The organism is Salsuginibacillus kocurii DSM 18087, assembly GCF_000377705.1.
Taxonomy (GTDB): domain Bacteria; phylum Bacillota; class Bacilli; order Bacillales; family Marinococcaceae; genus Salsuginibacillus; species Salsuginibacillus kocurii.
On sequence record NZ_KB898623.1, the window covers coordinates 19,238 to 32,698 of the forward strand.

The 13,461-nt window shown below is 45.5% G+C and carries 11 protein-coding genes; 1 reads left to right on the plus strand and 10 read right to left on the minus strand.

Annotated features, from left to right (window positions below):
• Positions 1-56: 56 nt before the first annotated feature.
• On the plus strand, positions 57-1,769 hold the full coding sequence (locus D469_RS0100090; RefSeq protein ID WP_018921311.1) for an Rqc2 family fibronectin-binding protein: 1,713 nt from the start codon (positions 57-59) through the stop codon (positions 1,767-1,769).
• Between the two features lie 59 nt (positions 1,770-1,828).
• On the opposite strand, the gene D469_RS0100095 is transcribed toward D469_RS0100090, so the two are convergent.
• The 10 genes from D469_RS0100095 to pyrR all read right to left on the minus strand — a co-directional run bounded on the left by D469_RS0100095 (position 1,829) and on the right by pyrR (position 13,365).
• Entirely contained in the window at positions 1,829-2,491 is a 663-nt protein-coding gene (locus D469_RS0100095; RefSeq protein WP_018921312.1) for a class I SAM-dependent methyltransferase, read from the minus strand.
• Between the two features lie 23 nt (positions 2,492-2,514).
• Positions 2,515-3,174 carry an orotate phosphoribosyltransferase gene (pyrE, locus tag D469_RS0100100; protein ID WP_018921313.1) on the minus strand — a complete coding sequence of 220 codons (660 nt, stop codon included), beginning with the start codon at positions 3,172-3,174 and terminating at the stop codon, positions 2,515-2,517.
• The gene (gene pyrF / locus D469_RS0100105) at positions 3,171-3,893 is read right to left on the minus strand and encodes an orotidine-5'-phosphate decarboxylase (protein ID WP_018921314.1); all 723 of its coding nucleotides are present in this window, start codon (positions 3,891-3,893) and stop codon (positions 3,171-3,173) included. Before pyrF ends, pyrE begins: the two co-directional genes overlap by 4 nt.
• Positions 3,890-4,804, minus strand: coding sequence for a dihydroorotate dehydrogenase (locus tag D469_RS0100110; RefSeq protein ID WP_018921315.1), 915 nt, complete (start codon positions 4,802-4,804; stop codon positions 3,890-3,892). The genes pyrF and D469_RS0100110 overlap by 4 nt, the downstream gene beginning before the upstream one ends.
• The gene (locus tag D469_RS0100115) at positions 4,801-5,577 is read right to left on the minus strand and encodes a dihydroorotate dehydrogenase electron transfer subunit (RefSeq protein ID WP_018921316.1); all 777 of its coding nucleotides are present in this window, start codon (positions 5,575-5,577) and stop codon (positions 4,801-4,803) included. Before D469_RS0100115 ends, D469_RS0100110 begins: the two co-directional genes overlap by 4 nt.
• The gene (carB, locus tag D469_RS0100120; protein ID WP_018921317.1) at positions 5,574-8,789 is read right to left on the minus strand and encodes a carbamoyl-phosphate synthase large subunit; all 3,216 of its coding nucleotides are present in this window, start codon (positions 8,787-8,789) and stop codon (positions 5,574-5,576) included. The genes D469_RS0100115 and carB overlap by 4 nt, the downstream gene beginning before the upstream one ends.
• Positions 8,782-9,882, minus strand: a complete 1,101-nt coding sequence (locus tag D469_RS0100125; protein WP_018921318.1) for a carbamoyl phosphate synthase small subunit — start codon at positions 9,880-9,882, stop codon at positions 8,782-8,784. Before D469_RS0100125 ends, carB begins: the two co-directional genes overlap by 8 nt.
• 123 nt (positions 9,883-10,005) lie before the next feature.
• Positions 10,006-10,944, minus strand: coding sequence for an aspartate carbamoyltransferase catalytic subunit (locus D469_RS0100130; RefSeq protein WP_018921319.1), 939 nt, complete (start codon positions 10,942-10,944; stop codon positions 10,006-10,008).
• Between the two features lie 266 nt (positions 10,945-11,210).
• The gene (locus D469_RS0100135) at positions 11,211-12,548 is read right to left on the minus strand and encodes a solute carrier family 23 protein (protein WP_018921320.1); all 1,338 of its coding nucleotides are present in this window, start codon (positions 12,546-12,548) and stop codon (positions 11,211-11,213) included.
• Between the two features lie 274 nt (positions 12,549-12,822).
• Positions 12,823-13,365, minus strand: a complete 543-nt coding sequence (gene pyrR / locus D469_RS0100140; RefSeq protein ID WP_018921321.1) for a bifunctional pyr operon transcriptional regulator/uracil phosphoribosyltransferase PyrR — start codon at positions 13,363-13,365, stop codon at positions 12,823-12,825.
• Positions 13,366-13,461 lie beyond the last annotated feature (96 nt).

A 13,461-nucleotide genomic window follows, 5' to 3' on the forward strand; every position in this document is an offset into this window, starting at 1 on the left:
TATTCAGGCACGTCCACTTTCATGCTATACTTGTTCGTGACAGAAAGGGTGGTACTATGTCTTTTGATGGCATTGTTACCCGGGCGATCACTCATGAACTAAGTGAAACACTCGTACCCGGTAGAATTACAAAAATTAAACAACCAACAGCTCAAGATATCATTTTAACTATTCGCGCGAACCGTACTAATCATCAACTTTTAGTTTCAGTGCATCCTAGTTTTGCACGTTTGCATCTTACGAACCAAAGCTTTGAGAACCCGGCGGAACCACCGATGTTCTGCACACTCCTGCGCAAACATTTGGATGGAGCATTTATTCGAGCTATTGAGCAAAAAGAAATGGAACGAATCATCACTCTGACAATCGAAGGCAGAGATGAACTGGGCGACCCGTCCGAAAAAAAAGTAATCATTGAAATTATGGGAAAGCATTCAAATGTTACATTGGTCGATGCAGAAAGTGAGCAGATCATTGACGGCATTAAACACCTGTCACCAGCAGTCAATCGCCATCGCACGATCATGCCCGGCAGAACCTATGTCTTCCCGCCTGCCCAGCATAAACGAAATCCGCTCGAAGCTGACGAAGAGGAGTGTTTAAAACAGCTTGACCCCAACCAAGGAAAAATTGACAAACAAATCGTGTCGGCATTTAGCGGTATCTCTCCGCTCGTGGCCAGTGAGATTACGCACCGGGCCGGGTTGGGCAACGTGCGGCAGGTTGCGGAAGCATTCACAACTATCTTTGCTGACATTAGCAAGCACCACTACTCACCTACGCTCGTAACGAGCAAAGACAAAGAGTATTTTTCCGCTCTTCCGCTTACCCAGTTTAATGAACAAGCAAGCCATTTTGAGTCTATGAGTGAATTACTTGAACAATTTTTTTCCGGCAAGGCTGAACGCGACCGCGTAAAACAGCAGGCGTATGACTTGGAACGGATGCTGCGCAACGAGTGGCAAAAAAATAAGAAAAAGTTAAAAAAGCTGGAGAAGGATCTGCAGAAAGCAGAAAAAGACACAGAAGCCCAAAAACTGGGTGAACTTTTAACGGCAAATATGCATCTCGTTAAAACAGGGATGGAAGAAATTGAAGTGCTGGATTATTATGACGAAGCTGGGGGGAGCTTGACGATAGTACTCGACCCGGAAAAATCGCCGTCTGACAATGCCCAGGCATATTTTCAAAAATACAACAAAGCCAAGACAACCGCGCAGGAGGCAAAGAAACAAAATAAACTTACTGTGCGGGAAATGAATTACCTCGAAGGTCTGCTACAACAGATTGAAAGTGCATCGCCGGGCGACATTCAAGAAATGCGCGAGGAACTAGAAGAAGAAGGCTACATCAAACGAAAACAAGAGAAAAAGAAACGGAAAAAGAAAGATACGAGGCCACAGCTAGAAAAGTACCGTTCTTCTACTGGGGATGAGATTTATGTAGGGAAAAACAATAAACAAAATGAACATTTAACGAACCGCTATGCTCGTTCTTCAGATATTTGGCTGCACACTAAAGATATTCCAGGCTCACACGTTGTCATTCGAAACGCTGAACCGGAAGAGGCAACATTGATGGAAGCCGCAAATATCGCCGCTTATTTTTCAAAAGCGAAAGCATCGAGTTCTGTACCGGTCGATTACACAGAAATTAAACATGTAAAAAAACCGAGTGGCGCAAAGCCTGGCTTTGTTACGTATGATCAGCAAAAAACACTCTATGTCACACCGGACCAATCCTTAATTGAACAATTAAAGGACAGGTAACAAATAATCACAAAAGCTCCTTCATTGCTGAAATGAGGAGCTTTTTTTTATGTTGCACGTTATGAAGTTGGCAGAGTAGCTGCTGTCACAAAGGCTAAACCGTCCAGGACGGGAATATGCGCTTCATCCTTTAAGCCATTATCTTTTAAAAACTGGCGCATGGCGCGTGGACTCCACGTATGTCTTTTTTCGCTGACTCCGGCCCACATTTGCAATGCTTCCCGTTCAAAGCCCTCTAACTGCTTTTCATCGCAATAAGCACTGGCTGTTTCCTCCCCAAAAAAAGGTCCTGGGTTTAACATGATCAAACGCCCGTCTTGTTTAAGAACCCGTTTCATTTCCTTTAAGCCAAGCTCCGGTTCTGGCAGCAGAAATAAAACACAGGTAGAAGTCACAACATCAAATTGAGCCTCCCCATAGGGCAGCGCATAAGCCTCGCCTTGGACCAAATTGCTTTTCTCTGAAAATCCTTCCGCTGTTAACAGCGATCCGGCCTTTTCAACCATTTGCTCTGATAAATCAATGCCGTAAAGAGCATGTGCTTGAGGAGCAGCTTTTAGTAGTAAACGTCCGGACCCACATCCCACGTCCAGGATCGTCTTATTGTGAATATCAGCTTCTTGGATAATTGTTTCGTGAATTTGAGCAAGCCAGGATGTTTGCGCCATTTCATCAAAAAAGCGGACCCGGTTATCAAATTCTGACCCTGTCATTTTTCGCATTCAATCACCTGATTCCTCTTTGCTTAGAAGTTAAGGATACCATGTTTTTCTTGAAGGTGCATCCAGCGGCTGTCGCTCGGGTCTTGTTGAAATTGCTTAATCTTGTTCTCATCTGCAGCTGTAATCGCGCCATTACGGCGAGCTTCCCTCATAAGTACCTCCAGGTTGGTAAGGGAATAGGAAGGAAGGCTGGCGTCTGCTAATTGTTTCTTGCCTTTATTAAGACCGTACGTAAAGATAGAAACCACCCCTGCTACCTCCATACCTTCATTTCGTAATGCTTCGGCAGCTTCGATTACGCTCTTTCCTGTCGAGATTAGATCTTCAATTAATACGACCCGCTGACCTTTCTCATAGGCTCCTTCTATTCGATTTCCTTTGCCGTGCGACTTAGCAGAGCCTCTAACATAAAGCATCGGCAGGTCTAGCCTTTCACTTATCCAAGCAGCATGAGGGATGCCTGCGGTGGCAGTACCGGCGATCACATCAACCATAGAAAACTCGCGTTGGATCAACTCTGTAAAACCTTGTATGACATCCTTTCGGACAGCAGGATAAGATAAAATTAAGCGGTTATCACAGTAGATTGGCGATTTAATGCCCGAAGTCCAAGTGAAAGGATCATTAGGAGCTAAACTAACTGCTTCAATTGATAATAAATGACTGGCAATAACATGGTTCATTGTGCGTCCCTCCATAATTGAACTACGTTTTCGTAAGCGTGCTGCGGGTCTTCTGCCTGGGTAATTGAACGTCCCACCACGATCGCATCGCTCCCTTTTGCTTTAGCCTGCCCAGGGTCTACAACACGTTTTTGATCGTCTGCTTCTTCATCTTTAAAGCGGATACCTGGAGTTACTAAAAGAAAGTCGTTCCCCAGTTCTTGTTTGAGTAGTTCAGCTTCATTCGCCGAACAAACGACTCCATCAAGACCAGCCTGTTGAGTTAACTTGGCATATTCCACCACTACTTCTTCTAACGAACGATCAATCAATTGTTCGGTCTGCATCATGTGCTCGGTTGTGCTAGTTAGTTGCGTGACTGCAATACAAATGGGACGTGCTTGACCGGGCTTTGTTCCTTCTTCCAGTCCTTCCAGCGCCGCTTTCATCATAGTGGATCCACCCGGAGCGTGCACATTAACCATCCCCACCCCCATACTCGCTAACACCCGCATCGTTTTTTTAACAGTGGTAGGAATATCCATCAACTTTAAATCGAGAAAAACATGATAACCTCTAGCAATCAACCATCTTAAAAAGTCAGGGCCGCTAGCATAATATAATTCCATGCCTACTTTCACACAACGAGGTGAGCTGCCTTCTAGCAAGGATAAAAACTTCTTTGCTTCCTCTTCATTTTCATAATCCAATGCAATAATTGGTTCTTCCCATGTATTCATACCTGCACCTCATCTCTGCCAAGCTGAGAGATCGTATGAACTCCAATTTCGTCCAATAATGTCGGCAAGCTTTCAATGATTTCTTTACAGACGAATGGATTGCTAAAGTTAGCTGTTCCAACGGCCACTGCATTTGCTCCTGCATGCATGAACTCCAACACGTCTTCTGCCGTTTCGATGCCACCCATTCCAATGATCGGCAGGTTGCTTACCTGCCGGACTTGATGAATCATGCGAATCGCTACTGGTTTTACAGCTGGGCCAGAGAGCCCCCCAGCCTGGTTAGCTAAAATGGGCTCACCTGTCCGCCAGTCAAGACGCATACCAAGCAATGTATTTATTAATGAAAGGCCGTCTGCGCCTGCCTTTTCAACTGCCAAAGCGACTTCTGTTACATCGGCTACATTCGGAGAAAGCTTGACATAGACCGGAAGCGTTGTCACTTGCTTAACTTCTTTAGTTAAGGCTGCCGCAAGCTCCGGGTCCTGGCCAAAAGCGAGCCCGCCTTTTTTCACGTTCGGGCAGGAAATATTTAATTCCAGTGCATCAACATACTCTGATTCATTTAAACATTTTGCAACTTGGACGTACTCTTCTACTTCAGCTCCCGAAAGATTAACGACGATCGGCAGGTCATAGTGGCCGAGCCACGGGAGTTCTTCAGCAACAACTGCTTCTACTCCCGGATTTTGCAAGCCGATAGCATTTAGCATCCCAGATGATGTTTCAGCGACTCTTGGCGTCGGATTCCCGAATCTGTCTTCAAGAGTGGTTCCTTTTACAGCAGCCGCACCTAGAGTCGACAAATCATAAAACGGGGCAAATTCCCGCCCGTAGCCAAAACACCCAGAAGCTGGCATCACTGGATTTTTCATAGATAAACCTGGTAGTTCTACTTGTAAGCGGCTCATAATTTAACCTCCCGTAGTGGAAAGACCGGTCCGTCTTTACAAATTTTATAAAAGGTTTGGCCAGCACGAGCTGGAGAAAGAGGCTCGCAAACACAGGCGAGGCATGCGCCAAAGCCGCAGCCCATCCTTTCTTCCAAGGAAATATAGCCTTTTGCGGCTTTGTGCTGCTCGGTTAACGCTGCAAGCATCGGCTTGGGTCCACATGTAAACAGCCAGTCAAAGGAAAGAGCTTCCTGGCTAATCACATCTGTAACAAACCCTTTTCTGCCGTAACTTCCATCATCGGTTGCCACAAACACTTCCCCCAGTTCTCGGAACTGCTCTTCATAAAAAACAGCTTGACGATCTGAAAAACCGAGTACGGAAACAACCCTCAGCCCTTTTTGCTTTAGCTGCCGTCCTAGTTCATACAAAGGAGGAACTCCAATTCCTCCGCCTGTTAACAAAGCCGTTTCTCCCAACTGAGCTTCTGCAATTGGAAAGCCATTTCCCATTGGACCCAGCACATTAAGGGTATCTCCTGGAGATAAAGCTGTTAATTGCTGCGTCCCTTTCCCTTCTACACGGTACAGCACCGTACAGTGCTTTAGCTCTGGTTCTGCTTTAGCGATACTAAGCGGGCGACGAAGGAGCAGTTCGCCTCCAGGCGGTTTAATATGCAAAAACTGGCCGGGAGCCTGAAGAAATGAAGCGAGTTCGCCTTCTAGTACCAACTCATACGTCTGCTCTGCAATGTGGCGATGTGAATAAACCCTCATATTTTCCTGTTTCATACATGCACCTCTTGCTTGTGTGCCGTTCTTAACGCAGGGACAGGTTCAGTAGCAAACGTAATCATTTCCAGTACTTTTAAAAGCGCTTCTGCCGTATCCATTGAAGTCAAGCAGACGATGCCGTTTTCAACCGCTTCCCGGCGGATCCGAAAGCCGTCCCGGGCTGGTTGTTTGCCTTTTGTGAGCGTATTAATAACAAATTGAGCGTCTCCGCCTTGAATGGTTTCTAAAAGGTTTGGGCTTTTTTCACCTACTTTATTTACTTCAGCGGCAGGGATGCCGTGATCCGCTAAGAGAGCAGCTGTTCCTTTGGTGGCAAGAAGGTCATAGCCGATGCGGTGAAAACGTCTGGCCAGGCTGATTGCTTCATCTTTATCTTTGTCAGCGATCGTAAAGAGCACCGTGCCATGGACTGGAACGTTCATACCAGCTGCTTTTAGTCCTTTGTACAGGGCTTTTTCCAAGGTATAATCCCGTCCCATCACTTCCCCGGTCGATTTCATTTCAGGGCCAAGGCTGATATCCACCCGCCTTAGCTTAGCAAATGAGAAGACCGGCACTTTAACAGAAACCTGGGTTGGTTCAGGGTGGCAGCCCGTATCGTATCCGAGCTCCGACAGTTTTTCTCCGAGAATCGCGCGGGTAGCCAGATTGGCAATCGGCACGCCGGTAATTTTGCTCATAAACGGTACAGTACGGCTTGCGCGTGGATTCACTTCTAGTACGTACACATCGTCTTTAAATAGCACAAACTGAATATTTAACAGTCCAATGATCTTCAATCCACGTGCCAGCGCAATCGTTTGCTCTATAATCGTCTCTTTTGTTTTTGCTGTCAGGCTCTGCGGGGGATAGACAGCAATTGAATCACCGGAATGAACGCCGGCCCGCTCGATGTGTTCCATAATGCCGGGGATATAGACATTTTCTCCGTCTGAGATCGCATCGACTTCGAGTTCCTTTCCAATCAAGTAGCGATCAATTAATACCGGGTGGTCCGGGCTTACTTTTACCGCACTTTCCATGTACTGCAGTAGTTCCTCATCATTATCTACGATCTGCATGGCACGGCCGCCGAGCACATAAGAAGGCCGGACTAATACCGGATAGCCGATTCGTGCTGAAATATTCCTCGCTTCTTCTACCGAGGAAGCGGTTTTGCCGAGCGGCTGAGGAATGTTCAGTTCATGCAGGGCTTGCTCGAATTTGTCCCGATCTTCGGCACGGTCCATATCTTCTAAGGAAGTACCTAATACGGTAACACCGAGCTCTTTTAATTCTTCGGCCAAATTAATAGCTGTCTGGCCGCCAAATTGAACGATCACGCCTTTTGGCTTTTCGTGTTCAATAATGGTAAGTACATCTTCTTTCGTGAGCGGTTCAAAGTAAAGCTTGTCTGAGGTACTGAAGTCAGTGGAAACCGTCTCCGGGTTGTTATTTACGATAATGGCTTCATAGCCTGCATCTTGAATCGCCCAGACCGTGTGGACGGTCGCATAGTCAAATTCAATCCCCTGCCCAATCCGGATCGGACCAGAGCCCAGCACAAGAATGGAGTCCTTTTTAGTTACGAGTGATTCCTCTTCTTCTTCATACGTGCTGTAGTAGTAAGGCGTAAAGGATTCAAACTCAGCCGCGCACGTGTCCACCATTTTATAAACGGGGTGGATGCCCGCTGCCTGGCGCATACGACGAAGCTCATCTTCATTCATTTCCCACTTCATGGCAATATGACGATCACTGATGCCCAGCTGCTTGGCTTCTCCCAATGTTCTTTGATCCAAGCGCTGCTCCCTTAAATGGTCATCAAATTGCACAAGCTGTTGTAGTTTCGTTAAGAAGTAGCGGTCTATCCAAGTAAAACGGAATACATCTTCTAATGAGTAGCCGCGGCGAAAGCCTTCCCCAACCGCAAAAATCCGCTCATCATCTGCTCGTTTTAACTGGTCAATTAATTGTTCATCTGTTTTCTCGCAGTCTATGTCACGAAGGATGTGATCTTCTTTTGTATCAAGAGAACGAATGCCTTTAAGCAATGATTCTTCCAGCGTGCGACCAATAGACATTACTTCTCCAGTCGCTTTCATTTGCGTACCAAGACGACGGTTAGCCGCTTCAAATTTATCAAATGGCCATCTAGGGAACTTGGTTACCACATAATCCAGAGCAGGTTCAAAACTTGCAAATGTGGTGCCGGTAATTGGGTTTCTTAGTTCGTCAAGAGAATAACCGACCGCAATTTTTGCAGCCATTTTAGCAATCGGATAGCCTGTTGCTTTTGAAGCAAGCGCAGACGAACGGCTGACACGCGGATTAACTTCTATTACGTAGTATTCATCTCGCACAGGATCATGGGCAAACTGAACATTGCAACCGCCTTCGATCCCTAACTCGCGAATGATGCGAAGTGATGAGTTCCGCAGGCGCTGATAATCGCGATCTGATAACGTCTGACTCGGTGCTACTACGATTGAATCCCCTGTATGAATTCCTACTGGATCAATATTTTCCATATTACAGACGACAATCGCTTGGTTATCTTTATCGCGCATAACTTCGTATTCTACTTCTTTAAATCCAGCAATACTTTTCTCGATTAAACATTGGGTAACCGGGCTGTACTTTAAGCCTGACGCTACAATTTCCTCAAGTTCTTGTTCATCATAAACGAGACCGCCGCCGGTTCCTCCCAGCGTATAAGCAGGCCTTACAATCACAGGGTAACCGGTTGATTCTGTGAACTCTTTAGCCTGTGATACAGTTTCTACAATCGCGCTTTCAGGCACAGGCTCCCCAAGACGCGCCATTAAACTTCTAAACTCCTCGCGATCTTCTGCTTCTTGAATCGCTTTTAAGTCTGTTCCTAATAACTCCACATTGTAGCGCTCAAGGATGCCTGCTTGATTTAATTCCATCGCCATATTTAAGCCGGTCTGACCGCCGAGTGTAGCCAATAAGCCATCGGGCCGTTCCTGGCGGATGATCCGGCTCACAAAATCAAAGGTAAGAGGTTCGATATAAACAGCGTCAGCCATATTCGTATCAGTCATAATCGTAGCCGGATTTGAATTGATTAACACCGTTTCATACCCTTCTTCTTTTAAAGCCTGGCACGCCTGCGTACCTGCATAATCAAATTCCGCTGCCTGGCCAATAACGATTGGACCTGAGCCAATCACTAGAATCTTCTTGATATCTTCACGCTTAGGCATTCGTTGACAGCTCCTTTCTCTCCGTTTCACTTTTTTCCATTATTTCAAAGAATCGATCAAACAGTGGATTCGCATCTTCGGGCCCAGGACTTGCTTCCGGATGATACTGCACACTAAACACTGGGTATTTTTTATGGGCGACCCCTTCAACCGTTCCATCATTAATAGCTACATGAGTAATACTTAAATCAGTGCCGGCCAGTGATGATTCATCAATGGTGTAGCCATGATTTTGCGCGGTAATATCGACCCGACCGGTTCGTACATCTTTGACTGGATGGTTGGACCCGCGATGGCCAAATTTCAATTTGGAAGCAGTAGCCCCGCAGGCCAAGCTGATTAACTGGTGGCCTAAACAAATCCCGAAAATAGGAAGCTTGGAAATTAAGGTTTTAACCGTTTCAATCGCTTCGCCAACATCAGTTGGGTCTCCTGGGCCGTTACTTAGCATGATGCCATCTGGTTTAAGAGAAAGAATTTCTTTTGCAGACATGTCATAAGGTACAACATATACATCAGCACCACGTTTAATCAGCTGCCTAATAATTCCGTGTTTCGCACCGTAATCAATCAGCACGACCCGGGGCCCAACCCCAGGGGCATGATAGGCTCCTTGGGTCGAAACGCGACATACCTGATCGCGAGGAAAGGTCTGCGTCGTTAATTCCGCTGCCGTTACTTCCATATCTTCGTCAAGTGAGACAAAACGGCCCTTCAATGTTCCGTGCGCTCTTATGATCTTTGTAAGGCGCCGCGTATCAATTCCTGCCAAACCGGGAATATTTTTTTCCTGCAACAACTCATGCAGTGTATTCTCTGAACGCCAGTGACTTGGAGCAGCAGCTGCTTCTTTTACGATCAATCCCGCTAAAGAAGGGTGAATTGATTCGAAGTCGTCACGGTTGATACCATAGTTACCTATCAGCGGATAGGTGAGCGTTACAATTTGATCGCAATACGAAGGGTCTGAAAGAATTTCCTGATAACCGGTCATTCCGGTGTTAAAAACGACCTCCCCTGCTCTTCCCTCCTTTGCGCCAAACGCTTCTCCGATAAATACACTTCCGTCTTCTAATACGAGTGCCCGTTTCATAAGCCTCTCTCCCCTTTTTTCTTTGGCTTTGTTATATGTTGTTATTAATTTTCGCTTCAAAAGTACCGCACCTTCCCTTGTAACCAACACCACCTTACACTGGTCGTAACCAACGCCTTTTCTTTAAACGTTTGCCGTAGTCAGTTGTTCATTGAGCGTATATTGCAAAAGTGCCATTCGAATAAAAACACCATTTTTCATTTGCTTAAATATGCGGGAACGCTCGCACTCCACTAGCTCAGAAGCAATTTCCACGCCGCGGTTAATAGGAGCAGGGTGCATAATAATCGCACCTGATTTCATGCGCTGCTCTCTCTCAAGTGTTAGGCCATACAGCTGATGGTAACTGTCTTTTCCAGCTGCCATCTTCACCGCATGGCGCTCATGCTGGATACGGAGCATCATCATCACATCTGCTTGTTTTACGGCCGCATCCATCGGCAAATAAGGAACAGCAGGGTCTATCATTTCGACCCATTCACGCGGCCCACTTACATAAACATTTGCGCCAAGCCGTTGTAAAGCTTCTATATTTGATCGTGCTACCCGGCTATGCTGAATATCGCCGGCAATCACTACATTGAGCCCTTGAAATGATCCAAATTCTTCTTGTATGGTCATTAAATCGAGCAGGGACTGAGAGGGATGATGGCCGCATCCATCTCCTCCATTAATAATAGGTATCTTGACACCATTTACTAAGTCATCAAAGTAACGATCCTGACGATGTCTAACGACCACAACATCTGCCCCAATCGCTTCCATTGTTTTGACGGTGTCATAAAGTGTTTCCCCTTTAGTTACACTGGATTGATCAGCGTCAACATTTAAAATATGCATGCCTAACTTTTTCTCAGCTGCTTCAAAACTCATTTTTGTTCTTGTGCTCGGTTCAAAAAATAGATTCGCCACAAAACAATCCTCGCTAAATTTACTAAACTGCCCTCTTTTAATTTTTTCAGCTTCGCTTAAGAGTGAATGAACGATAGAGATAGGTAAATCAGTCAGTGTCGTAATATGTGACGAGTTTTTTAAAAAAGACTTGTTTTTAAGTTGCAGCATGAGAATATACCCCTTTCATCAGCTTAAATGTAGTGATCGTATTCACAGAAAGTACAATACATGAACAGTTGGGCCGTCGTCTTCAGAGCGTAATCATACAAATGCCTTTCCTTGTCATGCACTAAACTTTTTTATAAAAAACACCCTGACTCAATAAGAATCAGGGTGTGTAAAACCGCAAATGGATAGAGGTATCCACGTGCTGGATACAGGCGTGCTGCCTGCTACACCCTTATTTGTCTCTCGGGACATATTTAAAGGGAGAATTATTCGTACTTCTTCGTATCTTCATTCATTGCCTCATTCATAGAAGCAAACATTTTGTTATTTCCATAGGAATGTTCCCGGCCAGGCAGGATTAGATTCAACAGAATTCCGATCACGGTAGCCAGCGCCAAGCCAGCTATTTCAAGATCATCTGTAATTTCGATAAATGCACCGCCAATACCAAGGACTAATATAATACTAGAAATGATCAGGTTTCGTTTTACACCAAAGTCAATTTGATTATCAATCAACATCCGCATCCCGGCTGAGGCGATAATCCCGAATAATAGAATCGAGATGCCGCCCATTACAGCCGTTGGGACACTTGCAATTAAAGCTTCGATCTTACCAATAAAGCCAAAGATAATGGCCAGAACAGCAGCCCCCCCGATGACATAGACGCTGAACACTCGGGTTATAGCAAGCACTCCAATATTTTCTCCATACGTCGTATTCGGTGGACCTCCCAACAAAGAAGCGGTAATCGTGGCCACCCCATCCCCCATAATAGAACGGTGCAGGCCAGGCTTCTTTAAGAAGTTTCTCGAGGTGACTTTCCCTAACACCATCTGGTCGCCAATATGTTCTGATAATGTTACGACGGCAATCGGCACCATGATAAAAATAATAGTCCAAGACCATTCAGGGGTGTAGGTTGCATACGGAATGACAAAGTCCGGCACTTGAAACCAAGGTGCTTCGGCAACGGGCGTCGTATTAACCAGACCGGCAGCCAGTGCGATCAAGTAACCGCCGACAATCCCTAACAAAATAGGTATCAAGCTTAAGAAGCCAGTGAAAAATACAGATACAAGGACTGTGATCGCCAAAGTGGCAAGGGCTACACTGAAGTTTAGCATCGGATCAATGTACTGCCCGGCCTGATCATCATAATTCATGGCCATTTCAATCGCTGTTCCGGCCAAGCCCAGGCCGATAACCATGATGACGGGGCCAACCACAACGGGAGGCAGCAAATTCATCAGCCAATTCACGCCTGTTTTACGAATGATTAGTGCCGTAATACCATAAATAATTCCAGCGAAAAATGTTCCAATCATTACGCCTTCGGGGCCGCCAATCGCCATAGCTGATATAATCGGATAAATAAAAGCAAAGGAAGAACCTAAATAAGCTGGAATCTGCCCTTTTGTAACAAGCAAGTAAGCTAACGTCCCAAGGCCGCTGGATACTAACGCTACAGCTGGGCTTAAATCAGTTAAAATCGGGACAAGAATTGTTGCGCCAAACATGGCAAATAAGTGTTGCAGGCTGAGAAGCAGCCATTTATTTTTTGGGGGCAGTTCTTGGATGTCAATTTCTTTTTGTTGTGCCACTCTTATCATCTCCTGTGCATATGATTCGGTGTGTCCCTGGCTTAAATCCTTTTGGATTTTCAAAGGAAAGTAGTTTTATAAACAGCTTGTTTGTTATAAAGCGTTTATGTGGGCGATTAATGGAGCCAATGACCTAAAAAAGTCCAAAAAAAATCTTTGCCGGAACGAGCAAAGAGGTTTCGCCGCACAGGTAGAAGAGCCTTTCTTTGCTCTTGCATACTTGTGGTACGTCCCCCCTTTTCGGTCTCACGGGACCGATTTAAAGAGGTAGTGCTTATTTTGATGTAATTACGACTCCATCTTTCTTATCTTCTTCCTCTACGTTACAGACCACGATTTCAGATTTTGAGGTTGGTACATTTTTACCAATAAAGTCAGGGCGGATCGGCAATTCACGATGTCCACGATCAATCAGGACAGCAAGTTGAATCTGTGAGGGCCTTCCTTCATCAATCACAGCATCCATTGCTGCTCGCACCGTTCGACCAGTGTACAGCACATCATCAACTAAAATAACGGTTTGATTGGTCACATCCAACGGAATCGTTGTGCCTTTCAATTCTGGCTGTTCATCGGACGTTTTTACACTTAAGTCGTCCCGGTACAATGTAATATCGACCTCTCCAACAGGAATACTGCTTCCTTCAATTCGTTCAATGTGTTCAGCCAGCCGCTTGGCAATATGAATGCCTCGCGTCTTAATGCCGACAAGCACACATGATTCTATTCCTTTGTTGCGTTCAATAATTTCATGAGAAATTCGTGTTAAAGCCCGTCGTACTGCTTGCTCATCCAATATTGTCCGCTCTTCTTTCACCACAATCACCTCTTGGTCCAACGTTAACGTAAAAATCCTCTCGCCCAGTTGAGCGAGAGGATGGAATTATAACAGTATCACAAAGACTGAAGCCAA